This window comes from Vogesella facilis, assembly GCF_042648525.1.
In the GTDB taxonomy this organism is placed as follows: Bacteria; Pseudomonadota; Gammaproteobacteria; order Burkholderiales; family Chromobacteriaceae; genus Vogesella; species Vogesella facilis.
In genome coordinates, this window is record NZ_JBHRXN010000001.1 from 102,992 (window position 1) to 129,748 (window position 26,757).

The following is a 26,757-nucleotide window of genomic DNA, read 5'->3' on the forward strand; positions in this document are numbered from 1 at the left end:
AAACGAACAAGGCCGCTGCCATGGCAGCGGCCTTGTGCATTGCAAGTGGCAACGCTCAGTGCGGCGCGGCCAGGCGCTGGCCGGACAGCCGCGCCAGCAGGCGACGGATCAGCATGCGCAGGCCGTCCAGATAGGTGTACACCACCGGCAGCACGATCAGCGTCAGCACGGTGGACGTCACCATGCCGCCGATGATGGCGTGCGCCATCGGCCGCTGCGTCTCGGAGCCGGCACCGCTGGCCAGCGCCAGCGGCAGCATGCCGCAGATCATCGCCAGCGAGGTCATCATGATCGGGCGCAGCCGCACCCGCCCGGCCTCGACAATCGCCTCCTCGCGCGGCATGCCCTGGCGCCGGCTGTGGTTGATGAAGTCCACCAGCAGGATGCCGTTCTTGGACGCCAGCCCCATCAGCATGATGATGCCGATCACCGAGAACATGTTCAGCGTGGAGCCGAACAGCAGCAGCGCCACGAACACCCCGACGAAGGACAGCGGCAGCGCCACCATGATGGTCACCGGCAGGGTGAAGCTGCGGAACTGCGCCGCCAGGATCAGGTAGATGAACACCACGCCCATCGCCAGCGCCTGCACCGCGTAGCTCAGCGACTCCTGCATGTCCTTGCGCTCGCCCTCCTGCGCCAGCAACACACCCTGCGGCAGCTGGATGCCCTTCAGCAGCTTGTCGATGTCGACAAACACCTCGCTGCTGCCACGGCCGCTGATATTGGCGGTGATGCTGATCTCGCGCATCAGGTCGGTGCGCTCGATCTGGCGCGGACTGGTGGCCGGCAAGATGCTGGTGACCTGCGCCAGCGGCACCATCTGCGCCTCGCCGCTGTCGGCGCGCTTGCCCGGCACCGTCAGCACGTCCAGCAGCTCGGCCACCCGCGCGTCGCGCGGCACCTGCAGCCGCACGTCGTAGTTCTCGCCGTCCGGCGCCTCCCACTGCGTTACCGTACTGCCGCCCAGCAGCGTGGACACCGTGCTGCCCACCCGCGCCAGATCCACCCCCAGCGTGGCGGCGGCATCGCGCTTCACCTGCAGGTTCAGCGCCGGGTCGGCATCGTTGAGGCTGGACTGCACGTCGCTGACGCCCTTGATCTGCCGCAGCCGCGCCATGATGTCGGCGGTGGCGCGCTCCAGCGCCGCCAGGTCGCTGCCACGAATGCCGAGGTTCACCGGCTTGCCCGGCGGGCCGTGCTTGCCGGTTTCCTCCACCGAATCCAGCTCGATGCCGGCCACCTGCCCTGCGGCCAACCTTGCCGCCGCCATCAGCTGGAACAGGTCGCGCGCGCGCTGCTGCTTGTCGCCGACATTCACCGTGATGTTGGCTTGGTTACGCCCGGCGCCAAAGCTGCCGCCGCCGATCTTGCTGTCGATGGTGGTCACCTCCGGCAGGGTGCGCAGCCGCGCCTCCACCTCGCGCGCCTTCAGCGCGGTGTATTCCAGCGAGGAGCCGGCAGCGGTCTTGAAGCTCAGGCGGAACTCGCCCTTGTCGGCGCGCGGCAGGAACTCGCCGCCCACCAGCGGCACCAGCATGAAGCTGCCCACCGTCAGCGCCAGCGCGGCGGCCAGCACCGTTTTGCGATGCGCCAGCGCCCAGCGGATCACTGCCACGTAGCCCTGTGCCATGCGATCGAGCGATGTCTCGAACCAGTCCAGCAGCCGCCCCACCGGCCCCTTGTGGTGATCACCGTGGCGGTGCGGGTCATGCCAGATCGACGACAGCATCGGGTCCAGCGTGAACGACACGAACAGCGAGATCAGCACCGCCACGGTGACCGCCAGGCCGAACTGGTGGAAGAACTTGCCGATGATGCCGCCCATGAAGCCCACCGGCAGGAATACCGCCACGATGGTGAGCGTGGTGGCCAGCACCGCCAGGCCGATCTCGTTGGTGCCGTCCAGCGCCGCCTGGAAGTGGCCCTTGCCCAGCGCGGCGTGGCGCACGATGTTCTCGCGCACCACGATGGCGTCGTCGATCAGCAGCCCCACCGACAGCGACAGCGCCATCAGCGTCATCAGGTTCAGCGAGAAACCCAGCGCCTGCAGCGCGAACAGCGTGCCTATCATCGAGATCGGCAGCGTCAGGCCGGTAATCACCGTGCTGCGCCAGCTGCCAAGGAACAGGAACACGATCAGCACGGTGAGCAGCGCGCCCTCGCCCAGCGTCTTCTGCACCTCGTGCAGCGAGCCTTTCACCTCCTGCGACTTGTCGTAGGTGAGGTTGACCACGGTGCCCGGCGGCGCCTGGCGGCGGTACTCGTCCAGCACCCGCTTCACGCCGTCGGCCACCTGCACCACGTTGGCGCCGCGCGCGGCGCGCACGTCGATGCCGATGCCGGGCTTGCCGTCGATCAGCGTCAGGCTGTTCTTCTCCGCCTCGGTGTCGCGCACGCTGCCGACATCGGCCAGGCGGATGTCGCTGCCGCCGCGGCTGGCCACCACCAGCGCGGCAAAATCCTCCACGCTCTTGAGCTTGCCGGCCACCCGCACCGCCAGCTCGTTGCGCTGGCTGCTCACCTGCCCGGCCGGGTAGTCACGGTTGGCGGCCGCCACCGCGTCCGCCACCTCGGCCACCGACAGCCCCAGCGCCTCCAGCCGGTACGGATCGATGTCGATGCGGATCTCGCGCCGGCTCTCGCCCACCAGCTTCACTTCGCCGACGCCGGACACCGTCTGCAGCCGTTTCTTCAGCACCTTGTCCACCCAGCTGGTCAGCTCGCGCTGGCTGCTGTCGCCGGAGCTGAGGGTGTAGGACATCAGCGGTTCATCATTGGGGTTCATCTGCGAGATGGTGGGGGTGTTCACCTCGCGCCGCAGCCGGCCCTGCACCGCACCCACCTTGTCGCGCACTTCCTGCAAGCCCTGGGTGGCGTCGGTGGACAGCTCGAACTCCACCACGATGGTGGAGCTGCCCTCGAAGGAATAGGAGCGGATGTGCTTGACGCCGTTGATGGTGTTCACCGCCTCTTCGATCGGGCGGGTGACGTCGCTTTCCACCACCTCCGGCGAGGCGCCGGGGTAGCTGGTCATCACCACCGCCACCGGGAAGCGGATGTCCGGAAACTCCTCCACCGGCAGGCTGCGCCAGGCGAACAGCCCCAGCACGGTGAGCAGCAGCATCATCACCGCGGCGAAATACGGGTTCTGCACGCTGACGCGGGTTAACCACATGGCGGCGTCCTCAGCGTGGCGGCAGGGACACCGCGTCCCCGGCCTTCAGGCCCAGCAGCGGCGCCGCCAGCACGGTCTGGCCGGCGGCGATGCCGCTGACCGCCACCTGGCGCTCGCTGTCGGCGCGCAGGCGCACCGTCACCGGCTGGCGTTGCAGCCGGCCGCCGCGCACCGCCAGCAGCCACGGCGCGGCGCTGTCGGCATCGCGCAGCGCCGCCAGCGGCAGCCGCACCGCGTCGTTCACCTCGGCCAGCACCACCCCGCCCTTGGCAAACTGGCCGGCCTTCAGCCGGCCATCGCGGTTATCCACCCGCAAGTAGACGTTAAAGGTACGGGTGGCGGCATTGGCCACCGGGTTGATGCGCACCAGGCTGGCGCGGAACTGGCCGTCCACGCCTTCCACCGTGAAGCGCGCCTGCTGGCCGGGCTTGAGCTGGCCCACCAGCCGCGCCGGCACGCTGGCCACGCCTTCCAGCTCGGCCAGGTCGGCGATGCCGAACAGTTTCTGGTTGCGCGCCGCCTGCTCGCCCGGCTGGGTCAGCCGCGCGTACACGGTGCCGGCCATCGGCGCGCGCACCTCGCTCTCGTGCAGGCTCTTCTTCGCCCGCGCCAGCTGGCTGCGGCGAGCGGCCAGCTCGCCGGCGCGCACCTGGTAGTCGCTCTCGGTCTCGTCGAACGCCAGCTTGGAGATGAAGCCCTGCTGCAGCAGCTCGCGCTGCTTGTCCAGCTTGAGCCGCGCCAGTTTCAGCCGCGCCTCGTCGTTGGCCAGCTGCGCCTGCTGCTCGTTGAGCTGCTGCTGCAGCGCCTCGCTGTCAATGCGCGCCAGCAGCTGGCCGCGCGTCACCTGCTCGCCTTCGCGCACCAGCACCTGCAACACGGTGCCGTCGGCCTGCGCCGCCACTTCGGCGCTCTGCAGCGCGTTGAGAGTGGCGGTGAACGGCAGCAGGCTGGCCAGCGGCGCCACCGCGGTCTGCAGCACGTCGGCGGCGGACAGCTGCCGCGGCGGCATCGCCGCCTGGCCGGCGCTGGCCGGCTGGCCGTCAGCCGGCGCGGACGGGCCGCAGGCCGCCAGGGCGGCGACAACGGCCAGCAGCGCCAGGCTGCGGCCAACGTGGGTACGGGGAGGCGTGTGCATCGGGAATCCTTGCCGCATCAGGCGGCGCTCAGGGGTTGGCCGCCGGGGTCATGCCCTTGGGCAGCAGCAGCCACAGCTTGCCGCTCTGTTTCATGCGCCCGGCGTACATGCCGGCCTCGGCGCCAAAGCCGAAGAAGAAGTCGGCGCGCACGCCGCCGCGGATGGCGCCGCCGGTGTCCTGCGCGTGCACCAGGCGGTTGAGCGCCTGCGGCGCGCCGTCCAGCGGCCAGGTGGTAGCCAGGTACAGCGGCGCACCCAGCGGGATGTAGCGCGGGTCCACCGCCACGCTGTAGCCGCCGGTAAGCGGCACGCCCATGGCGCCCAGCGGGCCGCTGTCATTGGCCGGCAGCGGCTTGAAGAACACGTAGCTGGGGTTGGCGGCGAACAGCTCGGCGCGGCGCTGCGGGTTGGCCGCAATCCACGCCTTGATGTTCTGCATCGACACGTCTTCCAGCCGCATCTGGCCCTGGTCCACCAGCCAGCGGCCGATCGACTTGTAGCCGTGGCCGTTCTGGTCGGCGTAGCCGACGCGGATGAAGCTGCCGTCTTCCAGCTGGATGCGGCCGGAGCCCTGCACCTGCAGGAAGAACAGCTCGGTCTCGTCCTCCGCCCACGCCAGCACCGGCATGCCGGCCACGCCCTTGCCGGCGTCGATCTCGGCGCGGGTGTAGTACGGCAGCAGGCGGTTGCCGTCGAGACGGCCCTTCAGCGCGCGGGTGCGGCTGTCGGTGACGAAATCGGCCAGCGTGATCTGGATCTCGCCCGGCCCAGCCACGCTCTTGCCCGCCAGCAGCTGCAGGCGGTTGCCACTGCCGCGGCGCGCCACCAGCTGCGGCTGCGCGCGCTGCTCGGCATTGATCTCCAGCACGTACAGGTCGGACGGCACGCCGTACACCGGGTACGGCGTCTGCGCCGACTGGCTGCGGCTGCCGGCCAGCAGCGGTTCGTAGTAGCCGGTGATCAGCCCGCTGTCCTTGCCGGCCTCGCTGAGCTGCCACGGCGTGAAGCGCTGTTCGTAGAACGTGCGCACCGCCTGCGGGTTGGCCGCATCGATAGCGGCGGCGGCGCTGCAGGCGCCCTGCCACTGCGGCTTGCCCTGCAGGCTGCGGCAGCTGGCGCGCAGCGCCGCCAGGCTTTCGCCCGCCAGCGGCGCATCCCAGCCGGGCAGATCGGCAAAGCGCGCCGGCTGGTAGCGCACCGCGCTGGCGGCGGTACTGCCGCCCGGAGGGGGATAGGAGGCGCAGGCGGCCAGCAGCAAGGCGCTGGCCAGGGTAATCAGTCGCTTGAACATGGGATGGTGATGGGCAGCAAGGTCAGGCAGGTTGGCCGCAGCGGCGGCGAAAATGCGATGGTAATGAAGGCGGCGGGGGGATGGCAAATGACAGCGCATCGGCCTGCGCTCGCCTTACGGCGTCGGCAGCGCCGCTTCCACCGCCTGGATGAAGGTGGCGGAATCCGGCTTGGTCAGCGGGCTGAAGGCGGTGACGGTCTTGCCGTCCGCCGCGATCACGTATTTGTAGAAATTCCACTTCGGCGCATCGCCGCTGGCGCGGGTCAGCGCCTGGTACAGCGGGTGGGCGGCCGCGCCGCGCACGTGCACGCGGCTGGCCATCGGGAAGGTCACGCCGTAGTTCACCTCGCAGAAACTGGCGACCGCCTTGTCCTTGTCCAGCTCCTGGAAGAAATCGTCGCTGGGAAAGCCCACCACCACCAGGCCCCGGTCGCGGTAGTGCTGCCACAGCGCCTGCAAACCCTTGAACTGCGGGGTGAAGCCGCACTCGCTGGCAGTGTTCACCACCACCACCGCCTTGCCCTGATAGGCGCACATATCGATGCTGCCGCCGCTGAGGCCGGGCACGCGATGATCCAGCAACGGCGGGCAGCTGGCGCTGGCCACGGCCGGTAGCAGCAACAGGACGGACAGCAGCTTGGGCATGATGAATACTCCGGTGGCAACACTCACAATGAACGTTGGCCGCAACGCGAACGTTGCGGCCAACATATGGTAGACCCGCGCCGCGGCAACAAGTTGCGCCCGCGCGGTGCTGCTGCCGGTTTACTGCTCCTGGCTGGCGATATCGGCGCGCACCTGCTCCATGTCCAGATCGCGCACCGCCTGGATCAGCTGTTCGAGCTGGCCGGCCATCATGGCGCCGGCCTGGTGGAACACCACGATGCCGTCGCGCAGCGCCATCAGCGTGGGAATGGAGCGGATCTGGAAATGCGCGGCCAACTCCTGCTCGGCCTCGGTGTCGATCTTGCCGAACACCAAGTCCGGGTGCTTGTCGGCGGCCGCCTCGAAGATCGGGCCGAACGTCTTGCACGGCCCGCACCAGTCCGCCCAGAAATCCAGGAACAGGATGCCCTCGCGTTCGGCGTGGTCGTTGAAAGTGTCGGCGGTGATGTTCACGTAAGCCATGCGCTACTCCTTATGCTGTGGCCGGCCAGACTGGCATGCCCGATGTCTGAACAATTGGCGCTGCGGCGGCAAAACTCAAGCCGCCGCCGTCATTGAATTTAGCTAGCCGGCAATTGCCGGCCGCTATCGGCTCACGCCTGGCGATGGCTGATGCGCCAGCACTGGTGGATCTTCTGGTTGCGGAAGTCTTCCGGCACCGATTGCTTGCTGATGTCGCGCACCGCGTAATCCTGCAGCAGCAGCGGGCTCAGTTCGAAGCTGCGCAGGTTGTTGGAGAAGTACAGCACGCCGCCCGGCGCCAACAGGCGCATGGCGCCGTCCACCAGCTTGACGTGGTCGCGCTGCACGTCCAGCTCGTCCTGCATCTTCTTGCTGTTGGAGAAGCTGGGCGGGTCCATCACGATCAGGTCGAACTGCTTGCCGGCGTAGGCGGCGTCTTCCAGGTACTGGAACACGTCGTCGCGGATCAGTTGGTGCTTTTCCAGATCGAGGCCGTTGAGCTCGAAATTGCGGCGGCTCCACGCCTGGTAGGTGTTGGACAGGTCCACCGTCTCGCTGCTCACCGCGCCACCGGCGGCGGCGTACACGGTGAAGCTGCCGGTGTAGGCGAACAGGTTGAGAAAGCGCTTGCCGGCGGCCTCGTCGCGCACCCGCAGCCGGGTGTTGCGGTGGTCGAGGAACAAGCCGGTGTCCAGGTAGGCATCCAGGTTCACCCAGAAGCGCAGCCCCTGCTCCGCCACCACGAAGTCCTCGCCGTCGCGGCCGGTCTTCTGGTACTGGCTGTCGCCCTTCTGCCGGCGCCGCGCCTTCAGCGCGATCTTGTCCGCCGTCACGCCGGTCACCGCGCAGATCGCCTGCTGCACCGCCGCCATCCATTCGGCGTACTCGTCATCGCCGATCTGCCAGCCGGTATCGTATTCCTGCAGGTGGATACGCTCGCCGTAGATGTCGATGATCAACGGGAACTGCGGCACGTCGCGGTCGTACACGCGCCAGGCGTCCAGCCCGCTGCGCTTGGCCCACTTGGCGTAGTGCTTGTAGTTCTTGGAAAGACGGCCCTGGAAGGCGGATACGTCTGCCATGTTTTACCTCGGAAATGCGACGCGCCGGAACGTGTCCGGCGCGGGATGTATTCGGTGTGCGGCCAACGTTGGCCGCGCGATTCAAGCGCTATGTACGATCTCGCGCGCCAAGACGAAAGCGGCTGAGGAAGCGGAATTTGTACCTGCTAACTGCGCATGTCGAATGCCGCTGGCAACGCAAGTCTCGCCGACGCGCAGCAGGTCGTAGCCTCAGTCCAGCTGCTGCACCTGCTGCTGGTAATAGTTTACCAGCTTGCGGTACACCGGTTCCGGCACGTAGTGGCGGATCATCTGCTCCCAGCCCTGCGGCCCCATCAGGCCCTTCACCATGGTAGAGGACACCTCGGCGTACTCGCGCGGCGGCAGCAGGAAGATGGTGGTGATGTCGGCGTGCAGGTCGGAGTTGATGTAGCGCATGGTGCGCTCGTACTCGTAGTCGCTGGCGGTGCGGATGCCGCGAATGATGTAGTTGGCGTCGATGCTCTGCGCGTAGTTGACCAGGAACTGGTTCTCGAACACCTCCACCTTGAGCTTGGAAAAGCCGCGCGTCACCGCGCGCAGCATGTCCAGCCGCTCGTCCACCGAGAAGCTGCAGCGTTTTTCCGGGTTGACGCCGATGGCCACCACCAGCTCGTCGAACAGTTCGACGGCTTCGCGGATCATCCACAGATGCCCGTTGGTTACCGGGTCAAAACTGCCGGCATAGACGGCTCGCTTCAATTGACGCTTTCCTTTGTTGCTATGTGTCATGGCGGAATGTACTTGCGGCTAGAAGGTGGGACAAGGCTTTTTTGCTGCAATGCAGAATAAAAAGCACCGGAGCGGTGCGATTCACCACTCCGGTGCTTGTACTGTAGTGCATGCGTGCCCAGCCAGGCGGTCAGGCGCACGAAGGGTCAGCCAAGGCGCAACGGGCCGAAACAGCGGCATGTACACCAGGTACATGCGCATGTTGCGGCACGTTGCAACGCAGGCTCAGCCGAATCCGCCGCTCACGCTCAGGCGTTGATGCTTTCCGCGTGATGACAGGCCACCTGGTGTCCGGCCAGTTCGCGCAGCTGCGGCACTTCCTGGCTGCAACGCTCGGTGGCGAACGGGCAGCGCTTGTGGAAGGCGCAGCCGGTGGGCGGGTTGAGCGGGCTGGGCAGCTCGCCGCTAATCTTGATCTTGGCGCGGCGGTCTTCCTCGCGCACCGACGGCGTGGCCGACAGCAGCGCCTTGGTGTACGGGTGCAGCGGCTGGCTGTAGATCGCCTCCTTGCTGCCCACTTCCACCGCGCGGCCCAGGTACATCACCATCACATCGTCGGCGACGTGCTCCACCACCGCCAGGTTGTGCGAGATGAACACGTAGGCGGTGTGGAACTCTTCCTGCAGATCCATGAACAGGTTCAGCACCTGCGCCTGGATCGACACGTCCAGCGCCGAGGTCGGTTCGTCGGCCACCACGATCTGCGGCTGCAGCATCATGGCACGGGCGATGGCGATACGCTGGCGCTGGCCACCGGAGAACATGTGCGGGTAGCGGTAGTAGTGTTCCGGGCGCAGGCCGACGCGCTGCATCATGGCGCGCACCTTGGCCTCGCGCTCGCTGGCCGACAGCTTGGTGTTGATCAGCAGCGGTTCGCCCAGCTGGTCGCCGATCTTCTGCCGCGGGTTGAGCGAGGCGTACGGGTTCTGGAACACCATCTGCACCTTGCTGCGCAGTGCCTTCAGCTCGGCATGGCTGGCACGGGCGATGTCGACGCCATCCAGCACCAGCGAGCCGGAGGTCGGCGCCTCGATCAGCGTCAGCTGGCGCGCCAGGGTGGACTTGCCGCAACCGGATTCACCGACCACGGCCAGGGTTTTGCCGGCCTTCAGTTCGAACGATACGCCGTTGAGCGCCTTTACCATCGCCTTCGGCTTCATGAAGCCCTGCGACACCTCGTAGTGACGAGTCAGGTCGCGAGCCTGCAGTACGGTCTGGCTCATTTGGCCTCCTTGTCAAACAGCGGGAAGAAGCAGCGCACGGCGCCGTGCTCATACGGGGTGATGGCCGGGCGCTCGGCGCGGCAGCGCTCCTGTGCGTACGGGCAGCGCGGGCTGAGCAGACAGCCCTTGGGGCGGTCGTACTGGCCGGGCACGATACCCGGCAGGGTGGTCAGCCGGCGTGCGCCCTTGCTGTGCTCTGGGATGGAGGCCAGCAGCGCCTCGGTGTACGGATGTACCGGGTGCTGGAACAGGCGCGGCACGGTGCCCTCTTCCGCCACCTGGCCGGCGTACATCACCGCCACGCGGTGCGCCACTTCGGCAATCACCGCCAGATCGTGGGTGATCATGATCAGCGCCATATTGCGCTCTTTCTGCAGGTTGACCAGCAGTTCCATGATCTGCGCCTGGATGGTGACGTCCAGCGCGGTGGTCGGTTCGTCGGCAATCAGCAGCTTGGGGTTACAGGCCAGCGCCACCGCGATCATCACGCGCTGGCTCATGCCGCCGGACAACTGGTGCGGGTAGGCCTCCAGCCGGGTCTTGGCGGCCGGGATTTCCACCAGCTCCATCAGCTCCAGCGCGCGCGCCTTCAGCTCGGCGCCGCGCAGGCCCTGATGCACCTTGAGCACTTCCATGATCTGGTAGCCGACGGTGTAGCTGGGGTTCAGCGAGGTCATCGGGTCCTGGAAGATCATGGCGATGTCCTTGCCGACGATCTTGCGGCGCTCCCGCGCGCTGATGGTGAGCAGGTTCTTGCCGTCGAATTCCAGCTGATCGGCCACGATGCGGCCCTGGCCTTCCAGCAGGCCCATCATCGCCATCATGGTGACGGATTTGCCGGAGCCGGATTCGCCGACGATGCCGACGATCTCGCCCTGGTCGACACTGAGGTCCAGGTTTTCCACCGCGCGGAACGGGTTGGCCGCATTGCCGAACTCGACCGACAGATTCTTGATTTGCAACAGACTCATGATTTTCCCTTACGCCGCGCGCTTCATTTTCGGGTCCAGCGCGTCACGCAGGCCATCACCCATCAGGTTGATCGACAGGACCGCCAGCAGAATGGTCAGGCCCGGCATCAGCACCACCCACCAAGCGCTGGTCATGTAGTCGCGCGCGCCGGACAGCATGGTGCCCCACTCCGGCGTCGGCGGCTGTACGCCCATGCCCAAGAAGCCCAGGGCGGAGATTTCTAGGATGGCGGAGGAGAAGCTCATGGTGGCGTGCACGATCAGCGGCGCCATGCAGTTGGGCAGCACGGTGACAAACATCAGGCGCAGCAGCTGCGCGCCGGAGACGCGGGCGGCGGTGACGTAGTCGCGGTTCAGCTCGGTGATGGCCGAGGCGCGGGTCAGCCGCACATAGCCCGGCAGACCGACCACGGCGATGGCGATCATGGCGTTGACCAGGCCCGGGCCGAGGATGGCCATGATGGCGATGGCCAGCAGCAGCGACGGCAGCGCCATCATGATGTCCATCAGCCGCATGATCAGGCTGCCGATCACTTTCGGGAAGAACGCCGCCAGCAGGCCGAGAATCACGCCGGGAATCAGCGACAGCAGCACCGATACCAGGCTGATCAGCAGCGACATCTGCGCGCCGTGGAACAGGCGCGCCATGATATCGCGGCCCAGTTCGTCGGTGCCGAGCAGGAACTGGCTGTTGCCGCCTTCGGCCCAGGACGGCGGGGTGAGCAGGTGGTCGCGGAACTGTTCCAGCGGGTCGTGCGGCGAGATCAGCGACGCGAACAGCGCACAGAACAGCACGATGGACATGAAGATCAGCCCGGCGACGGCGCCCTTGTTCTGCTTGAAGCTCTGCCAGAACTCTTTCAGCGGCGACGGGTAGCTCAGCGCCGGATCATCGTTGGCCGCAACGGTTTGCGGCGAGGTATTCACATTGGCCATGTTGGTTTCCTGCTTACTTGGCGTGACGGATGCGCGGGTTGGCGATGCCGTACAGGATGTCGACGATGAAGTTGGTGACGATAACCAGCGTCGCCACGATCAGGATGCCGTTCTGCACCACCGGGTAGTCGCGGCGGCCGATGGCTTCGATCAGCCACTTGCCGGTGCCCGGCCAGGAGAAGATGGTTTCGGTCAGCACCGCGCCGCCCATCAGCGTGCCCACCTGCAGGCCGATCACGGTCAGCACCGGAATCAGCGCGTTGCGCAGGGTGTGGATGAAGATCACGCGTGCCGGCGACAGGCCCTTGGCGCGGGCGGTGCGCACGTAGTCTTCACGCAGCACTTCCAGCATCGAGGAGCGGGTCATCCGCGCGATGGTGGCCAGCGGGATGGTGCCCAGCACGATGGTGGGCAGGATCAGGTGCATCACCGCGTCCTTGAAGGCGCCGGCGTTCAGCTCCGGATCGGCGATCTGGGCGCGCCAGGCGTCGATCAGCATGAAGCCGGTGTACGGCTGCACGTCATACTGCAGGTCGATACGACCGGACACCGGGGTCCAGCCGAGGAAGACCGAGAAGAACATCACCGCCAGCAGGCCCCACACGAAGATCGGCATGGAGAAGCCGGTGAGCGAGATGCCCATCACGCCGTGATCGAAGATGGAGCCGCGCTTGATGGCGGCCACCACGCCGGCCAGCAGGCCGAACACGGTGGCGAACACCAGCGCGCACAATGCCAGTTCCAGCGTGGCCGGGAACAGGGTGGTGAATTCCTTCCACACGCTTTCCTGGGTCTTGAGCGACGCGCCGAGGTCACCGTGGAACAGCTTGCCGATGTAGTCGAAGTACTGCACGTAAAGCGGCTGGTCGAGACCGAGGCGCTTCATGGCGGCGGCGTGCATCACCGGATCGAGCGAGCGTTCGCCGACCATGACTTCGATCGGGTCACCCGGAATCATGCGGATCAGCGCAAAAGTCAGCAGCGTGATGCCGAAGAAGGTTGGGATGAGGACACCCAACCGACGCAGAATGAATGCGAACATGTGAATACGTCTCCCGTGCATATCGCTTGTGACGACATGACGTGTCCTACCGGATCAGGGAAAGCGCAAGGAAAGCAGGAAGACGGTAAACGTCAGGGGGAGGCGCCGGGCGGCTGGTTGCATCTGAACCACCCACCTATACCAGCTGCAAGGCCGCCACGGCAGAACGCACTTTAGCGGTACCCGGCACTACCGGCCTTGACCCAGGTCAACGCTGCCGCTGCTCGCGGCGCCGCCGACTTTCCTTTTGCATAACCTGATAGCCAATCAGCAAACAAGGAGGGGCCGATGGCGCCCTCCTTGTCCTTGAGTGCGGAGCAAGCCCCGCGCAACTTCAATACCGCTTATTTAACGCTTACGCCTTCGAAGGCATAGTCGCCGAACGGGCTGATCTTGAAGCCGTTAACTTCCTTGCGCATCGGCTGGTTCACAGTCGAGTGGGCAATGGTCGACCACGGCAGATCTTTCTTGAAGATTTCCTGTGCCTTCATGTACAGCGCGGTGCGCTCTTTCATGTCGGTGCTCTTGCGTGCCTTCAGTACCGCAGCGTCGAAGTCCTTGCTGCAGTAACGGGCATAGTTGGAGCCACCCACGGCTTCGCAGGTCAGCAGCACGCCCAGGAAGTTGTCCGGGCTGGCGTAGTCGCCGGTCCAGCCGATCAGGCCGGTGTCGTGCTCGCCGTTCTTCATGCGCTTCAGGTACTCACCCCATTCGTAGGTAGTGATCTTGGCCTTCACGCCGATCTTGGCCCAGTCGGACTGGATCATTTCGGCCATCAGCTTGGCGTTCGGGTTGTACGGACGCTGTACCGGCATCGCCCACAGGGTGATTTCAAAGCCGTTCGGGTAGCCGGCCTTGGCCAGCAGTGCCTTGGCCTTGGCGATATCGGTCGGCTGGTTGCGCAGCTTGCTGTTGTAGGACCACAGCGAAGCCGGGAACGGGTTGGCCGCTTCCTGGCCCTGACCCTGGTATACCGCGTCGATGATGGCCTTGCGGTTGATCGCCATGTCCAGTGCCTGACGCACTTCCAGCTTCTTCAGCTGCGGCTTTTCAACGTTGTACGACAGGTAGCCGATGTTGAAGCCCGGTGCAGTGGTCACTTTCAGTGCCGGATCAGCCTTCATGCCGGCCAGGTCCTGCGGCTTCGGATAGGACATGATGTGGCATTCGCCGGCCTTCATCTTCTGCGCACGCACCGAAGCATCGGTGGTGATGGCGAAGATCAGGTTGTCGACTTTAACCGCGCCCTTGCGCCAGTAGTCTTTGTTGGCCTTGTAACGGATCTGCGCATCTTTCTGGTAGCGCACGAACACGAACGGGCCGGTACCGATCGGCTGCTGGTTGATCAGGGAGGCCTTGCCTTCCTTCATCAGCTTGTCGCCGTACTCAGCGGATTGCACCGAAGCGAACGGCATGGCGATCTTGGCCAGCAGGTCGGCGTCCGGGTCCTTCAGGATGAACTTGACGGTGTTGGCGTCAACTTTTTCCACTTTCACGATGTTGGCATCAAGGCCGGTATCGGAAGCGTACGGGTATTCAACCGGGTAAGCCTTGTTGAACGGGTAGTTCTTGTCGACCATGCGGCTGAAGGTGAACACCACGTCATCGGCGTTAAAGTCGCGGCTCGGCTTGAAGTAGTCGGTGGTGTGGAACTTCACGCCCTTGCGCAGCTTGAAGGTGTATTCCTTACCATCTGCCGATACGGTCCAGGATTCGGCCAGACCCGGGATGGTCTTGGTGGAGCCTTTTTCGAATTCCACCAGACGGTTGAACATGGCATGGCCAGCGGCGTCAAACGTAGTACCACCGGTGTACTGCGCGGAGTCAAAGCCTTCCGGGCTGGCTTCGGAGCAGTAAATCAGGGTTCCCGCGGCATGGGCGGCGGTGGCTGCAACGGTCAGACCGGCAGCAAACAGCAGGTGCTTGGCTACTTGCATGTTTCTCAATTCCCTATTTCTATTTTGATGAAGTGATGCCTGGCATTGCCACGACAACAATGCAAAAGGCGTACCGGATTGTTGTTAGCCCCGGACAAATGCATTATGCGACGCCAGTAGATAACCACAAGGCGTTATCTGCCATTTCACGTCACGCCATGCGCTTATCGCGCTGCAATATGTTGTTTTGGGTCGCGCGGCGGCGGCTTTCCACCCCCAGCCTTACCCCCTGCATGGGACTACGCTCCGGTTCCACCCACTCGGACACCTTCCAGCGCCGATGGCGGGCGAGTATTTCACAAGCCGCGCTATCACATCCACTGAGTAAAATTGATGTTCTATGTGATTTTGTTATAGCCTAGCGCCATCGCGTTTCTTGCGGCCAAGCTGCGGCCGGCCAAATAAAAATGATTCGTTTTCGACAGATCGAGGCATTTCGCTGCCTGATGAGCTGCGGCACCACCGTGGCCGCGGCGCGGCGCATGCATATCACCCAGCCAGCCATCAGCCGTTTGATCGCCGATCTGGAGGAAGACCTGGGCTTCCGCCTGTTCAACCGCACCAAGGGCCGCATGGAGCCGACTACCGCCGCCATCCGCTTCCAGCGCGCAGTGGAGGAGAACTTCCTGGGGCTGGAACGGCTGCGCCAGGCAGCGGAAACCATCCGCACCGACGAGAACGAAGGCCTGGCCATCGCCTGCATGCCTGTCCTTTCGACCAGCCTGCTGCCGCACATCCTCAAGGAGTTCTTCAAGCTGCGCCCCGACGTACCGGTGAAAATCGATACCGTCGGCAATGCCGAAGTGATGGTGAAGCTGCAGGATCTGAAGGTGGACGTGGCCATCAGCCTGACCATTCCGGCGATTGCCGGCATCGAGGTGGAGCCGCTGCTGGAGGCGGACGCGCTATGCGCGCTGCCGGCCGACCACCCGTTGGCCGCACGCGAGGTGATCACCCCGCAGGACCTGGCCGACGAGACGGTGATCGGCTGGATGCCCAACTACCCGCTGAGCCAGAACCAGGAAGAAAAATACTTCGGCCACGCCGGGGTTGCGCCGCGCTACAACATCCGCACCCACACCTCGCACACCCGCTATGCGATGGTGGCGCACGGCTTCGGCGTATCCATCGTCGAGCCGTTCGCCTCCGAACTGTGGCTGCACCAGGGCGTGGTCACCCGCCCCTTCGTCACCGAATCGCGCCACAGCTACGTGCTGGCCTACCCGTCCAGCGGCAGCCGCTCCGCCATCCTGCAGGATTTCCGCCGCGCCACCTTGCGAGTGGTGAACGACAAGCAACTGCTGCCGTGGGCGATTCCGCTGACCCAGGAATAGGTAGCCAGCACGATATTGAAAAAGGGCACCCGCGAGTGCCCTTTCTTATGCCGCATCCGCAGCTCAGCGCTTGCGCACGATCACGCTGCCCACCGAGTAACCGGCGCCGAACGACGACAACACGCCGATGTCGCCGCTGGCCAGGTCGGCATGGTGCAGGTGGAAGGCGATCACCGAACCGGCGGAGCTGGTATTGGCGTAGCGGTCCAAAATCACCGGCGCCTCGACCGCGTCGGCATCGCGCCCCAGCACCCGGCGCGCGATCAGCTGGTTCATGCTCAGGTTGGCCTGGTGCAGCCAGAAGCGCTTCACGCCGGTCGGCGCAATCGCCTGGCTGTCCAGATGCGCCACGATGTGCTCGCCCACCATCGGGCACACTTCCTTGAATACCTTGCGCCCCTGCTGCACGAACAGTTTGTCCAGCGCGCCGATGCCGCGCTCGTCGCAACGGTTGAGGAAGCCGAAGTTGTTGCGGATGTTGTTGGAGAACACCGTGGCCAGCTTGCAGCCCAGCACCTCGAACACGTTGGCCGCAGTGGTGCCGTCGGCGCGCTCCAGCACCACCGCGGTGCAGGCATCGCCGAAGATGAAGTGGCTGTCGCGGTCGCGGAAGTTCAGGTGTGCCGAGCAGATCTCCGGGTTCACCATCAGCACCGCGCGCGCCTGGCCGCTGGCAATGGCGTTCACCGCCGTCTGGATGCCGAAGGTGGCCGAAGAGCAAGCCACGTTCATGTCGAAGGCAAAACCGTTGATGCCCAGCGCCTGCTGCACCTCGATCGACAGCGCCGGGTACGGCCGCGGCATGTTGGAGCAAGCGGCGATCACCATATCGATGTCGGCAGCCGTCTTGCCAGCGGCGGCCAGCGCATCGCGCGCGGCGGCCAGCGCCATCTCGGCCGGCACCGACAGCGCGTCGTTGTCGCGCTCCGGCAGCCGCGGCGCCATGCGCTGCGGGTCCAGCACGCCGCTGGCATCCATCAGGTAGCGTTGCTTGATGCCGGAGGCCTTCTCGATGAACTCGGCGCTGGACGCCTGCAGCGGTTCCCGCTCGCCGGCGGCGATCGCCGTCGCGTGCTGCTGGTTATAGTCTGCGACATAGGCATTGAACGCCGTTACCAGCGCCTCGTTGCTGACGGCGTTGGGCGGGGTAAACAGGCCGCTGCCGCTAATCACCACATCATGCATGGTTGTTTCCTTCGTTCTGTCGGGCAGCAAGGCCCACCATCAATCAAACAATTGTTTGCCGAATGATACACCATGCCGCCACCGTGCCAGCAGGCGACGGAAAAAACGCTGCCAAGCTCGCGAAATTACAGGTAAAATCCCCGCTCCGCTGCAAACGCGGCCATCCATGCCAGCCTCCGTCGCACGACGTACGCCAAGCGCAGGATTCCCCGCCCCTCCGGCAGTCATTATCCTTGCCTCCGACAGTATTGAACTCCCCGCGCACAATAGTTGACTAAATTACTCGGGATTGGGATAATCCGGTCAACCACTCTGGGAGCCTACACCATGCGCCTCACCACCAAAGGACGCTTTGCCGTCACCGCCATGCTGGATCTCGCGCTGCGCGAATCCGGCGGTCCGGTAACGTTGGCCGGCATCAGCGAGCGTCAGGGCATTTCCCTGTCCTACCTGGAACAGCTGTTCGGCAAGCTGCGCCGCGCGCAGCTGGTAGAAAGCGTACGCGGCCCTGGCGGCGGCTACACCCTGGCACGTACCGTGGCCGAGATCTCCGTCGCCGACATTATTGTCGCCGTTGACGAACCAGTGGACGCCACACAGTGTGGCGGCCGCGAAAACTGCCACGATAATCACCGCTGTATGACCCACGACCTGTGGACCAGCCTCAACGCCACCATCTTCGACTACCTGTCCAAGATCAGCCTGGCCAGCCTGGTAGACAACCAGAAGGCGAAAGACACCAGCGTCGTACAAGATCAACGCACCCTGCGCCGCACAGCCTCCTGTAGCGACGCCATCGCCGGCAGCAACGCTGCCTGACGCGACTACGTGGAGACCCGTAATGAGCGAGCATAAGCACCCGATCTACCTCGACTACTCCGCCACCACCCCGGTTGATCCGCGCGTGGCCGAAGTGATGATCCCGTACCTGACCGAACAGTTCGGCAACCCGGCTTCGCGCAGCCACAGCTACGGCTGGGTAGCGGAAGAAGCGGTGGAAAACGCCCGTGCCGACGTGGCCGCGCTGGTGAACTGCGATCCGAAAGAGATCGTGTGGACCTCCGGCGCCACCGAGTCCAACAACCTGGCCCTGAAAGGCGCCGCCCAGTTCTACAAGAGCAAGGGCAAGCACCTGATCACCCAGCGCACCGAACACAAGGCGGTACTGGACACCATGCGCGAGCTGGAGCGTCAGGGCTTCGAGGTGACCTACCTCGACGTGCAGGAAAACGGCCTGGTGAGCCTGGCCGATTTCGAAGCCGCGCTGCGCCCGGACACCATCCTGGCCTCCATCATGTTCGTCAACAACGAGATCGGCGTGATCCAGCCGATCGCCCAGCTGGGCGAAATCTGCCGCGCCCGCGGCGTGCTGTTCCACGTGGACGCCGCCCAGGCCACCGGCAAGGTGGAAATCGATCTGGAGCAGCTCAAGGTCGACCTGATGAGCTTCTCCGCGCACAAGACCTACGGCCCGAAAGGCATCGGCGCGCTGTACATCCGCCGCAAGCCGCGCGTGCGCCTGGAAGCGCAGATGCACGGCGGTGGCCACGAGCGCGGTTTCCGCTCCGGCACCCTGGCCACGCACCAGATCGCCGGCATGGGCGCCGCCTTCCGCATCGCCCGTGAAGAAATGGCCAGCGAAAACGCCCGCATCGGCGCGCTGCGCGACCGCCTGTGGGCAGGCCTGCAGAGCATCGACGAGGTGTATCTGAACGGCGACATGGACCAGCGCGTGCCGCACAACCTGAACGTGAGCTTCAACTTCGTCGAGGGCGAAAGCCTGATCATGGCGATCAAGGATCTGGCCGTGTCCTCCGGTTCGGCCTGTACCTCCGCCTCGCTGGAGCCGTCCTACGTGCTGCGCGCCCTGGGCCGCAACGACGAACTGGCGCACAGCTCGATCCGCTTCTCTATCGGCCGCTTCACCACCGAAGCCGACATCGACTACACCGTGCAGCTGCTGCAGCAGAAGATCGGCAAGCTGCGCGAACTGTCGCCGCTGTGGGAGATGTTCCAGGACGGCATCGACCTCAACACCATCGAGTGGGCCGCCCACTAAACCATTTTGATGATGCGGCCAACGTTAGAGGTTGGCCGCACGCAGGAGAAGATCATGGCATACAGCGACAAGTTGATGGACCACTACGAAAACCCCCGCAACGTGGGTGCTTTCGACAAGGGTGACGAATCGGTAGGTACCGGCATGGTCGGCGCCCCGGCCTGTGGCGACGTGATGAAGCTGCAGATCAAGGTCAGCGAAGACGGCATCATCGAAGACGCCAAGTTCAAGACCTACGGCTGTGGCTCCGCCATCGCCTCCAGCTCGCTGGTCACCGAATGGGTGAAAGGTAAGTCGCTGGACGAAGCGATGGCCATCAAGAACACCGAGATCGCCGAAGAACTGGCCTTGCCGCCGGTGAAGATTCACTGCTCGATCCTGGCCGAAGACGCGATCAAGGCCGCCGTCGCCGACTACAAGCAAAAGCACGTGAAATGATTCGAGGACACCTCGATAAACCCAGCTGCATGCAAGCGGGCGTTTATCGGGGGCGTCCTTCACGGCGGGCCGCTGGCCCGCCGCCAGCACAAGGCAGAAGCATTATGGCAATCACGCTTACCGAACGCGCAGCAACCCACGTCAGCAACTTTATCGCCAAACGCGGCAAGGGCCTGGGCATCCGTCTGGGGGTGAAAACCTCCGGCTGCTCCGGCATGGCTTACAAGCTGGAGTTCGTGGATGTCACCAGCGACGACGACGTGACCTTCCAGAGCCACGGCGTCACCGTGTTCACCGACGCCAAAAGCCTGGCCTACCTCGACGGCACCGAGCTGGACTACGCCAAGGAAGGCCTGAACGAAGGCTTCCAGTTCAACAACCCGAACGTGAAGAACGAGTGCGGTTGCGGCGAAAGCTTCAACGTCTAAGCCCGCTCCCTGCCACCGGCTGTGCCGCCCCCACGCGGCAGGGCCGGTTTTGACGTTTTTTTACCCCGGTTTTTGCAGAAAGCCCGCATGTCCGCCGACTTCTCGCAGGATCACTTCACGCTGTTCCAGCTGCCGCGCCGCTTCCGTATCGATAGCGCCGCGCTGGACAGCGCCTGGCGCACCGCCGCCGCCGCCGCGCACCCGGACCGCTTCGCCGCCGCCGGCGACGCGGAAAAGCGCGTGGCGCTGATGCAGGCCACCCGCATCAACGAGGCCTACCAGACGCTGAAGTCGCCGCTGGCGCGCGCCCGCTACCTGCTGACGCTGGCCGGCGTGGATACCGCCGAGGAAACCAACACCAGCATGCCGCCGGCGTTCCTGATGGCGCAGATGGAATGGCGCGAGAACATCGAGGACGCCCGCCACGGCAAGGACGTGGCCGCGCTGGAAGCACTGTCGCGGCAGCTGCGCGGCGATGTGACGGCACTGGAAGCCGAGCTGGCCACGGTGCTGGACGACACCGCCGACACCGCCGCCGCCGCGCTGCTGGTGCGCAAGCTGCGCTTTCTGGAAAAACTGGACCAGGAAATCGGCGACGCCATCGAAGCGTTGCTGTACTGAACCCGCACAAACCCCGGGTTGGCCGCGGCCAACCTTTGCACAAAGTAAGCTGACCCGACATGGCCCTACTGCAAATCGCCGAACCCGGCCTTTCCGCCGCCCCGCACCAGCACCGCCTGGCCGTGGGCATCGACCTGGGTACCACCAACTCGCTGGTTGCCACCGTGCGCAGCGGCAGCGCCGGCGTGCTGCCGGACGAGCAGGGCCGCACCCTGCTGCCGTCGGTGGTGCGCTACGCGCCGGACGGCAGCGTGGTGGTGGGCTACGCGGCGCAGGCCGAACAGAGCCGCGATGCGGCCAACACCGTGGTGTCGGTGAAACGCTTCATGGGCCGCGGCCTGGCCGACATCCATGACGTTGGCCGCAGCGCCTACCGCTTCGTCGACGCGCCGGGCATGGTGCAGCTGGTGACCCGCGCCGGCCACAAGAGCCCGGTGGAAGTGTCCGCCGACATCCTGCGCACGCTGAAGAGCCGTGCCGAAGCCAGCCTCGGCGGCGATCTGGTGGGCGCGGTGATCACCGTGCCGGCCTACTTCGACGACGCCCAGCGCCAGGCCACCAAGGACGCCGCGCGCCTGGCCGGCCTCAACGTGCTGCGCCTGTTGAACGAGCCCACCGCCGCCGCCATCGCCTACGGCCTGGACAACGGCGCCGAGGGCACCTACGTGGTGTACGACCTCGGCGGCGGCACTTTCGACGTGTCGGTGCTGGCGCTGTCGCGCGGCGTGTTCGAAGTGCTGGCCACCAGCGGCGACTCCTCGCTCGGCGGCGACGACTTCGACCACCGCATCTACTGCTGGATTCTGGAACAGGCCGGCCTGCACGGTCTGACCGCGCAGGACACCCGCCTGCTGCTGACCCGCGCGCGTGAAGCCAAGGAGGCGCTGAGCGAGCACGCCAGCACCCGCATCACCGCCGTGCTGGCCGACGGCCAGACCATCGACCTGGAGCTGGCGCAGGCCGCCTTCCACGACATCAGCAAGACCCTGCTGGACAAGACCCTGCTGCCGGTGCGCAAGGCGCTGCGCGACGCCAAGATCACCGTTGACGACGTCAAGGGCGTGGTGATGGTGGGCGGCGCCACCCGCATGCCGCAGGTGCAGAAAGCCGTCGGCGACTTCTTCGGCCGCCCGCCGCTGACCAACCTCGACCCGGACAAGGTGGTGGCGCTGGGCGCCGCCATCCAGGCCGACGTGCTGGCTGGCAACAAGGGCGGCGACGACTGGCTGCTGCTGGACGTGATTCCGCTGTCGCTGGGCATCGAGACCATGGGCGGGCTGGCGGAGAAGATCATCCCGCGCAACAGCACCATTCCGGTGGCGCGCGCGCAGGAATTCACCACCTTCAAGGATGGCCAGACCGCGATGTCCATCCACGTGCTGCAGGGCGAGCGCGAGCTGGTGGCCGACTGCCGCAGCCTGGCCAAGTTCGTGCTGCGCGGCATCCCGCCGATGGTGGCCGGCGCCGCGCGCATCCGCGTCACCTTCCAGGTGGACGCCGACGGCCTGCTGTCGGTAACCGCGCGCGAGCTGACCTCCGGTGTGGAGGCCAGCATCGAGGTGAAGCCGTCCTACGGCCTGTCCGACGACGAGATCAGCCGCATGCTCACTGAATCGCTGAGCCATGTGCAGGAAGACATCAACGCCCGCAAGCTGCGCGAGGCGATCGTGGATGCCGAGAGCCTGATCGCCGCCATCCACGCCGCGCTGGAAGTGGACGGCGACCTGCTGGAGGCCGAGGAACGCGCCGAGCTGGATGGCGCGCTGGCCGGCCTGCACACCGCCATCGCCACCCAGGTGACGCGCGACGTCAACGCCGCCACCCAGCGCCTGAACCAGATTAGCGAGCCGTTTGCCGCCCGCCGCATGGACCGCAACATCCAGCGCGCGCTCAAGGGCAAGAACATCGGCGCCCTGTAACCATTGAGACGGCCGCCTGCGGCCAACCCGGAGAACTACCCCATGCCGCGTATCATCGTGCTGCCCAATACCGACCTGTGCCCGGACGGCGCCGTGCTCGACGACGTCGCCACCGGCACCAGCATCTGCGAGGCGCTGCTGGCCCACGACATCGAGATCGAGCACGCCTGCGAAATGTCCTGTGCCTGCACCACCTGCCATGTCATCGTGCGCGAAGGCTTCAACTCGCTGCCGCCGTCCGACGACTTGGAAGACGACATGCTGGACAAGGCCTGGGGGCTGGAGGCGCAATCGCGCCTGTCCTGCCAGGCCATCGTCACCGATCACGACCTGGTGGTGGAGATTCCGCGCTACACCATCAACCACGCCCGCGAACATCACTGAGGAGCCCGGCCATGAAGTGGAGCGACATCAACGACATCGCCATCGAGCTGTGCGACGCGCACCCGGACATCGACCCGAAAACCGTGCGCTTCGTCGACCTTCACAACTGGGTGGTGGACCTGCCCGGCTTTGACGACGACCACAAGCGCGGCGGCGAAAAAGTGCTGGAAGCGATCCAGCAGGCCTGGATCGACGAGGCGGAATAAGCCGCCAACGTTGGCCGCATGCCGTTCCCCACGCCCTGCCCCGCGCAGGGCGTTTGCGTTGCCGGCCCGCGGCGCGGCCGGCTTTGCTATGCTGGAGCATTCCAGATTCCACCAGCACCTTCGGAGGCCGTCATGCTGACCCTGGTCATCGGCAACAAGAATTTCTCGTCATGGTCGCTGCGGCCGTGGCTGCTGCTCAAGCACATCGGCGAGCCGTTCCGCGAGCAGCACATCCGCCTGTACATGCCGGACAGCCAGCAGCACCTGCTGGCGGCCAACCCGGCCGGCAAGGTGCCGGTGCTGTACCACGACAACCTGCGCGTGCACGATTCGCTGGCGATCTGCGAATACCTGAACGAGCTGTTCCCCGCCTCGAAGCTGTGGCCGGACGACCCGGCCGACCGCGCCGAGGCGCGCGCGGTCAGCGCCGAGATGCACAGCGGCTTTCTGGCGCTGCGCGGCGAGCTGCCGTTCAACGTCACGCTGCGTACCCGCCACGAGCCGTCGGCGGAGGCCGCCGCCGACATCCGCCGCATCTGCGACATCTGGCAGGGCCTGCGCCAGCGCCACGTGGATGGAGGGCCGTGGCTGTTCGGCCGCTTCAGCATCGCCGATGCCATGTTCGCGCCGGTGGCCTGCCGCTTCGTCAGCTACGGTATCGAGCTGCCGCCGCTGGCCGCCGCCTATGCCGACCACCTGCTGGCCGATGCCGCGCTGCTGGAGTGGTTCGACGCCGCGGAAACCGAACAGGCCGCTACGCTAGCGTGAGCGCGGCGTCACGCGGCCGGCGCCGCAGCCTGGCCATTTGGCCGCCACGGTAGTCGGATGCACGCCAAGTCATTAGAATGGCGGGCTTTTTTGTTGGGGCAACAGACATGAGCACACCGTTCATCATCGGCATCGCTGGCGGCAGCGGCAGCGGCAAGAGCACGGTCACCCACAAGGTGCTGGAGGCGATCGGGCCGGAGATGGCAGCCGTGATCGTGCAGGACTACTACTACCGCGACCAGAGCCACCTGTCGTTCGAACAGCGCCTCGGTACCAACTACGACCACCCGCACGCCTTCGACTGGCCGCTGCTGATCGAGCACATCGACGACCTGCGCAACGGCCTGGCCATCGACATGCCGGTGTACGACTTCGCGCGCCACAACCGCGCCGAGGAGACCGTGCGCATCCAGCCGGCGCCGGTGATTGTGATCGAGGGGCTGTTCCCGCTGTACGACGCCGCGCTACGCGACATGATGTCGCTGAAGATCTTCGTCGATACCGACGCCGACGTGCGTTTCATCCGCCGCCTGAAGCGCGACATCGCCGAGCGCGGCCGCACCACCGACAACGTGATCGAGCAATACCTGGCCACGGTGCGGCCGATGCACAACCAGTTCATCGAGCCGACCAAGCGCTTTGCCGACGTGATCCTGCCGCACGGCGCCAACGAGCCGGCGGTGGACATCATCACCACCAAGGTCACCAGCCTGATCGGCTAGCAAGCGGCTGATTTCTTGCAACTTTCCGGCGGCCGCCCTATCCAACCCGCCATCTTGCCGCCAGGCCCAAGTTTGGCCACGACGAGTGTTGCCAGCACCCGGACACCCGGCGCTAAAACCGCAAGGCGGCCGCCGCCGTGCACCGCCGGGCTTGGCCGCGGCCACCAACGCGTTACCCTGCAGCTGTGCGGCCAAGCCACCGCGTGGCCGCCGGCTTATTCACCACCACAGGAGCAACCATGTTCACCCTGAAACCGCGCAACCCGTTTGCGCACGCGCCGCAGCTGAAGAAGGGCGGCGCCCACCAGCGCAGCGCCTCCAGTGCCCGCTTTGGCAACAAACAGGCATTGCTGGCCGAGCTGGACGACTGGTATGAGGAATACCGGGACGCCCCCGCCACCGAACACATCACGGAGGCGGACGGTAGCGACAAACCGGGCTGCGGCCCGGTTTTTTTGCGCCCGCCCCCGCTCGGCGACCACCACGCCCGGCACTAAGCGAGCCGCCGCGCCCCTGCACCGGCCACCCGCCGTGACAGCCACCCAGCCCCCCCGGCCTCTCCGTCCTTCACCAGTCTCCCCGACCCGCCCTACTCCCCGTTACACCATCTCGCCACCGCCGCCGTGACAGCCCCAATTCAAACATGTACAATTGGCACATATTTAATTTGCCGTTGCCAGCGGCCCTGCCATGCATCAGCGGCTGGGAAGCGGCGAGCCCGACACGGGCACTGGCGCTTTTAAAAATGTATAAATTACACATCTAAAGGATGCACACATGCTGGATGCCGCTACCCGCCAACTGGTCAAAGCCACCGCCCCGGTACTGAAAGAGCACGGCGTTACCCTCACCCGCCATTTCTACGCCCGCATGTTCCAGCACAACCCGGAGCTGAAGCAGATCTTCAACCAGGGCCACCAGCAGGCCGGCAGCCAGCAGCAGGCGCTGGCGATGGCGGTGGCCGCCTACGCCGAGCACATCGACAACCCGTCGGTACTGGCGCCGGTACTGGCGCTGGTGGCCAACAAGCACGCCAGCCTGGGCATCCGCGCCGAGCACTACCCGATTGTCGGCGGCCACCTGCTGGCCTCGATCCGCGAGGTACTGGGCGAGGCCGCCAGCGATGAACTGATCGCCGCCTGGGCCGCCGCCTACGGCCAGCTGGCCGACATCCTGATCGCCGAGGAAGCCAAGCTGTACCAGCAGGCCGCGGGCCAGCGCGGCGGCTGGAGCGGCTGGCGCGGCTTCAAGGTTGGCCGCAAGGTGGTGGAGAGCGAAGAGATCACCTCCTTCTACCTGCAGCCGGCCGATGGCGGCCCGCTGCCGCAGTACCGCCCGGGGCAGTACCTGTCGGTACGCCTGCTGGTGCCGCAGCTGGGCATGGTGCAGCCGCGGCAGTACAGCCTGTCGTCGGCGCCCGGTGGCAGTGCGCTGCGCATCTCGGTGAAACGTGAAGCCGGCGACAACAGCCCGGCCGGCATGGTGTCCAACCAGCTGCATTACGCGGTGAACGAGGGCGACCATCTGGACGTGGCGCCGCCGATGGGCGATTTCTTCCTGCACGAGGAGCGCAGCGGCCCGGTGGTGCTGCTCAGCGCCGGCGTCGGCACCACGCCGCTGCTGGCGATGCTGGAACAGCTGCTGCAGCACAACAGCCCGCGCAGCATCCGCTACCTGCACGCCTGCCGCCACGGCGGCGTGCACGCCTTCCGCCAGCAGTTGGCCAACTGGACGCGCGAATACCCGCAACTGCAAAGCCAGGTCTGGTACGAGCAGCCGCGTGCCGAAGACGTCGCCGGCCGCGACTACCAGCATGTTGGCCGCATCGAGCTGGCGGCGGTGGCGGCCAGCGCCATCCTGCCGGATGCCGACTACTACCTGTGCGGGCCGCTGCCGTTCATGCAGCAGCAGCAGGCCGCGCTGCTGGCGCTGGGGGTGGACGCCGCGCGCATCCACGCCGAGGCCTTCGGCACCGGCGGCACCGGGCTGTAATTGAGGCCGGCGCCCAGCAAGCGTATGC

The 26,757-nt window shown here is 65.7% G+C and carries 26 protein-coding genes; 13 read left to right on the forward strand and 13 right to left on the reverse strand.

Annotated features, from left to right (window positions below):
• Window positions 1-55: 55 nt before the first annotated feature.
• The 12 genes from ACFOLG_RS00540 to ACFOLG_RS00595 all read right to left on the reverse strand — a co-directional run bounded on the left by ACFOLG_RS00540 (window position 56) and on the right by ACFOLG_RS00595 (window position 14,673).
• Entirely contained in the window at window positions 56-3,178 is a 3,123-nt protein-coding gene (locus tag ACFOLG_RS00540) for an efflux RND transporter permease subunit (protein WP_386087323.1), read from the reverse strand.
• 10 nt (window positions 3,179-3,188) lie between these two features.
• Window positions 3,189-4,313: an efflux RND transporter periplasmic adaptor subunit gene (locus ACFOLG_RS00545; RefSeq protein WP_386087325.1), complete on the reverse strand. Its 1,125-nt coding sequence runs from the start codon at window positions 4,311-4,313 to the stop codon at window positions 3,189-3,191.
• A 28-nt stretch (window positions 4,314-4,341) separates the two neighbouring features.
• The gene (gene mltA / locus ACFOLG_RS00550) at window positions 4,342-5,604 is read right to left on the reverse strand and encodes a murein transglycosylase A (protein ID WP_386087327.1); all 1,263 of its coding nucleotides are present in this window, start codon (window positions 5,602-5,604) and stop codon (window positions 4,342-4,344) included.
• Window positions 5,605-5,718: 114 nt separating this feature from the next.
• A complete protein-coding gene (locus ACFOLG_RS00555; protein WP_386087328.1) occupies window positions 5,719-6,249 on the reverse strand; it encodes a glutathione peroxidase in 531 nt (176 codons plus the stop codon).
• A 120-nt stretch (window positions 6,250-6,369) separates the two neighbouring features.
• Window positions 6,370-6,732 carry a thioredoxin family protein gene (locus ACFOLG_RS00560; protein WP_386087330.1) on the reverse strand — a complete coding sequence of 121 codons (363 nt, stop codon included), beginning with the start codon at window positions 6,730-6,732 and terminating at the stop codon, window positions 6,370-6,372.
• Window positions 6,733-6,863: 131 nt separating this feature from the next.
• Complete coding sequence (locus ACFOLG_RS00565) at window positions 6,864-7,814, reverse strand: class I SAM-dependent methyltransferase (protein WP_386087332.1); 951 nt, start codon at window positions 7,812-7,814, stop codon at window positions 6,864-6,866.
• 210 nt (window positions 7,815-8,024) lie between these two features.
• A complete protein-coding gene (coaD, locus tag ACFOLG_RS00570) occupies window positions 8,025-8,564 on the reverse strand; it encodes a pantetheine-phosphate adenylyltransferase (protein WP_174873313.1) in 540 nt (179 codons plus the stop codon).
• 248 nt (window positions 8,565-8,812) lie between these two features.
• Window positions 8,813-9,787: a peptide ABC transporter ATP-binding protein gene (locus ACFOLG_RS00575; RefSeq protein WP_386087335.1), complete on the reverse strand. Its 975-nt coding sequence runs from the start codon at window positions 9,785-9,787 to the stop codon at window positions 8,813-8,815.
• Window positions 9,784-10,758, reverse strand: coding sequence for an ABC transporter ATP-binding protein (locus ACFOLG_RS00580; protein WP_386087337.1), 975 nt, complete (start codon window positions 10,756-10,758; stop codon window positions 9,784-9,786). The genes ACFOLG_RS00575 and ACFOLG_RS00580 overlap by 4 nt, the downstream gene beginning before the upstream one ends.
• A 9-nt stretch (window positions 10,759-10,767) precedes the next feature.
• A complete protein-coding gene (locus tag ACFOLG_RS00585; RefSeq protein ID WP_386087339.1) occupies window positions 10,768-11,694 on the reverse strand; it encodes an ABC transporter permease subunit in 927 nt (308 codons plus the stop codon).
• 13 nt (window positions 11,695-11,707) lie between these two features.
• The gene (locus ACFOLG_RS00590; protein ID WP_349588299.1) at window positions 11,708-12,736 is read right to left on the reverse strand and encodes an ABC transporter permease subunit; all 1,029 of its coding nucleotides are present in this window, start codon (window positions 12,734-12,736) and stop codon (window positions 11,708-11,710) included.
• Between the two features lie 344 nt (window positions 12,737-13,080).
• Window positions 13,081-14,673 carry an ABC transporter substrate-binding protein gene (locus tag ACFOLG_RS00595; RefSeq protein WP_386087341.1) on the reverse strand — a complete coding sequence of 531 codons (1,593 nt, stop codon included), beginning with the start codon at window positions 14,671-14,673 and terminating at the stop codon, window positions 13,081-13,083.
• Window positions 14,674-15,080: 407 nt separating this feature from the next.
• On the opposite strand from ACFOLG_RS00595, the gene ACFOLG_RS00600 reads away from it, so the two are divergent.
• Complete coding sequence (locus ACFOLG_RS00600) at window positions 15,081-16,007, forward strand: LysR substrate-binding domain-containing protein (RefSeq protein WP_386087343.1); 927 nt, start codon at window positions 15,081-15,083, stop codon at window positions 16,005-16,007.
• Window positions 16,008-16,070: 63 nt separating this feature from the next.
• Here ACFOLG_RS00600 and ACFOLG_RS00605 read toward each other — a convergent pair whose 3' ends face one another.
• On the reverse strand, window positions 16,071-17,192 hold the full coding sequence (locus tag ACFOLG_RS00605; RefSeq protein ID WP_386087345.1) for a beta-ketoacyl-ACP synthase III: 1,122 nt from the start codon (window positions 17,190-17,192) through the stop codon (window positions 16,071-16,073).
• A gap of 327 nt (window positions 17,193-17,519) precedes the next feature.
• Here ACFOLG_RS00605 and iscR point away from each other — a divergent pair, with 327 nt between their 5' ends.
• The 12 genes from iscR (at window position 17,520) to hmpA (ending at window position 26,729) form a co-directional block, all read left to right on the forward strand.
• Entirely contained in the window at window positions 17,520-18,011 is a 492-nt protein-coding gene (iscR, locus tag ACFOLG_RS00610) for a Fe-S cluster assembly transcriptional regulator IscR (RefSeq protein WP_386087347.1), read from the forward strand.
• Between the two features lie 22 nt (window positions 18,012-18,033).
• Window positions 18,034-19,251, forward strand: a complete 1,218-nt coding sequence (locus ACFOLG_RS00615) for an IscS subfamily cysteine desulfurase (protein ID WP_386087348.1) — start codon at window positions 18,034-18,036, stop codon at window positions 19,249-19,251.
• Between the two features lie 54 nt (window positions 19,252-19,305).
• The gene (gene iscU, locus ACFOLG_RS00620; RefSeq protein WP_386087350.1) at window positions 19,306-19,689 is read left to right on the forward strand and encodes a Fe-S cluster assembly scaffold IscU; all 384 of its coding nucleotides are present in this window, start codon (window positions 19,306-19,308) and stop codon (window positions 19,687-19,689) included.
• Window positions 19,690-19,793: 104 nt separating this feature from the next.
• On the forward strand, window positions 19,794-20,117 hold the full coding sequence (gene iscA / locus ACFOLG_RS00625; RefSeq protein ID WP_386087352.1) for an iron-sulfur cluster assembly protein IscA: 324 nt from the start codon (window positions 19,794-19,796) through the stop codon (window positions 20,115-20,117).
• An 87-nt stretch (window positions 20,118-20,204) separates the two neighbouring features.
• Window positions 20,205-20,738, forward strand: a complete 534-nt coding sequence (hscB, locus tag ACFOLG_RS00630) for a Fe-S protein assembly co-chaperone HscB (protein WP_386087354.1) — start codon at window positions 20,205-20,207, stop codon at window positions 20,736-20,738.
• Between the two features lie 59 nt (window positions 20,739-20,797).
• Window positions 20,798-22,657, forward strand: a complete 1,860-nt coding sequence (gene hscA, locus ACFOLG_RS00635; protein ID WP_386087356.1) for a Fe-S protein assembly chaperone HscA — start codon at window positions 20,798-20,800, stop codon at window positions 22,655-22,657.
• Window positions 22,658-22,699: 42 nt separating this feature from the next.
• Entirely contained in the window at window positions 22,700-23,041 is a 342-nt protein-coding gene (gene fdx, locus ACFOLG_RS00640; RefSeq protein WP_386087358.1) for an ISC system 2Fe-2S type ferredoxin, read from the forward strand.
• An 11-nt stretch (window positions 23,042-23,052) separates the two neighbouring features.
• On the forward strand, window positions 23,053-23,247 hold the full coding sequence (gene iscX, locus ACFOLG_RS00645) for a Fe-S cluster assembly protein IscX (protein ID WP_386087360.1): 195 nt from the start codon (window positions 23,053-23,055) through the stop codon (window positions 23,245-23,247).
• Between the two features lie 132 nt (window positions 23,248-23,379).
• Complete coding sequence (locus ACFOLG_RS00650) at window positions 23,380-24,015, forward strand: glutathione S-transferase family protein (protein WP_386087362.1); 636 nt, start codon at window positions 23,380-23,382, stop codon at window positions 24,013-24,015.
• A gap of 107 nt (window positions 24,016-24,122) precedes the next feature.
• Window positions 24,123-24,737: a uridine kinase gene (gene udk / locus ACFOLG_RS00655; RefSeq protein WP_386087364.1), complete on the forward strand. Its 615-nt coding sequence runs from the start codon at window positions 24,123-24,125 to the stop codon at window positions 24,735-24,737.
• A gap of 239 nt (window positions 24,738-24,976) precedes the next feature.
• On the forward strand, window positions 24,977-25,234 hold the full coding sequence (locus ACFOLG_RS00660) for a hypothetical protein (RefSeq protein WP_386087366.1): 258 nt from the start codon (window positions 24,977-24,979) through the stop codon (window positions 25,232-25,234).
• Window positions 25,235-25,490: 256 nt separating this feature from the next.
• Complete coding sequence (gene hmpA, locus ACFOLG_RS00665; protein ID WP_386087539.1) at window positions 25,491-26,729, forward strand: NO-inducible flavohemoprotein; 1,239 nt, start codon at window positions 25,491-25,493, stop codon at window positions 26,727-26,729.
• The last annotated feature ends 28 nt before the right edge of the window (window positions 26,730-26,757 follow it).

Coding starts and splice junctions, on each gene's coding strand:
- ACFOLG_RS00590 (WP_349588299.1), bottom strand. CDS start 12,736: ATGTTCGCATTCATTCTGCGTCGGTTGGGTGTCCTCATCCCAACCTTC.
- mltA (WP_386087327.1), bottom strand. CDS start 5,604: ATGTTCAAGCGACTGATTACCCTGGCCAGCGCCTTGCTGCTGGCCGCC.
- hscA (WP_386087356.1), top strand. CDS start 20,798: ATGGCCCTACTGCAAATCGCCGAACCCGGCCTTTCCGCCGCCCCGCAC.
- ACFOLG_RS00585 (WP_386087339.1), bottom strand. CDS start 11,694: ATGGCCAATGTGAATACCTCGCCGCAAACCGTTGCGGCCAACGATGAT.
- ACFOLG_RS00605 (WP_386087345.1), bottom strand. CDS start 17,192: ATGCATGATGTGGTGATTAGCGGCAGCGGCCTGTTTACCCCGCCCAAC.
- ACFOLG_RS00545 (WP_386087325.1), bottom strand. CDS start 4,313: ATGCACACGCCTCCCCGTACCCACGTTGGCCGCAGCCTGGCGCTGCTG.
- udk (WP_386087364.1), top strand. CDS start 24,123: ATGAGCACACCGTTCATCATCGGCATCGCTGGCGGCAGCGGCAGCGGC.
- ACFOLG_RS00580 (WP_386087337.1), bottom strand. CDS start 10,758: ATGAGTCTGTTGCAAATCAAGAATCTGTCGGTCGAGTTCGGCAATGCG.
- ACFOLG_RS00660 (WP_386087366.1), top strand. CDS start 24,977: ATGTTCACCCTGAAACCGCGCAACCCGTTTGCGCACGCGCCGCAGCTG.
- coaD (WP_174873313.1), bottom strand. CDS start 8,564: ATGACACATAGCAACAAAGGAAAGCGTCAATTGAAGCGAGCCGTCTAT.
- hscB (WP_386087354.1), top strand. CDS start 20,205: ATGTCCGCCGACTTCTCGCAGGATCACTTCACGCTGTTCCAGCTGCCG.
- ACFOLG_RS00595 (WP_386087341.1), bottom strand. CDS start 14,673: ATGCAAGTAGCCAAGCACCTGCTGTTTGCTGCCGGTCTGACCGTTGCA.
- fdx (WP_386087358.1), top strand. CDS start 22,700: ATGCCGCGTATCATCGTGCTGCCCAATACCGACCTGTGCCCGGACGGC.
- ACFOLG_RS00560 (WP_386087330.1), bottom strand. CDS start 6,732: ATGGCTTACGTGAACATCACCGCCGACACTTTCAACGACCACGCCGAA.
- iscU (WP_386087350.1), top strand. CDS start 19,306: ATGGCATACAGCGACAAGTTGATGGACCACTACGAAAACCCCCGCAAC.
- ACFOLG_RS00555 (WP_386087328.1), bottom strand. CDS start 6,249: ATGCCCAAGCTGCTGTCCGTCCTGTTGCTGCTACCGGCCGTGGCCAGC.
- ACFOLG_RS00615 (WP_386087348.1), top strand. CDS start 18,034: ATGAGCGAGCATAAGCACCCGATCTACCTCGACTACTCCGCCACCACC.
- ACFOLG_RS00650 (WP_386087362.1), top strand. CDS start 23,380: ATGCTGACCCTGGTCATCGGCAACAAGAATTTCTCGTCATGGTCGCTG.
- ACFOLG_RS00600 (WP_386087343.1), top strand. CDS start 15,081: ATGATTCGTTTTCGACAGATCGAGGCATTTCGCTGCCTGATGAGCTGC.
- ACFOLG_RS00565 (WP_386087332.1), bottom strand. CDS start 7,814: ATGGCAGACGTATCCGCCTTCCAGGGCCGTCTTTCCAAGAACTACAAG.
- iscA (WP_386087352.1), top strand. CDS start 19,794: ATGGCAATCACGCTTACCGAACGCGCAGCAACCCACGTCAGCAACTTT.
- ACFOLG_RS00575 (WP_386087335.1), bottom strand. CDS start 9,787: ATGAGCCAGACCGTACTGCAGGCTCGCGACCTGACTCGTCACTACGAG.
- ACFOLG_RS00540 (WP_386087323.1), bottom strand. CDS start 3,178: ATGTGGTTAACCCGCGTCAGCGTGCAGAACCCGTATTTCGCCGCGGTG.
- iscX (WP_386087360.1), top strand. CDS start 23,053: ATGAAGTGGAGCGACATCAACGACATCGCCATCGAGCTGTGCGACGCG.
- iscR (WP_386087347.1), top strand. CDS start 17,520: ATGCGCCTCACCACCAAAGGACGCTTTGCCGTCACCGCCATGCTGGAT.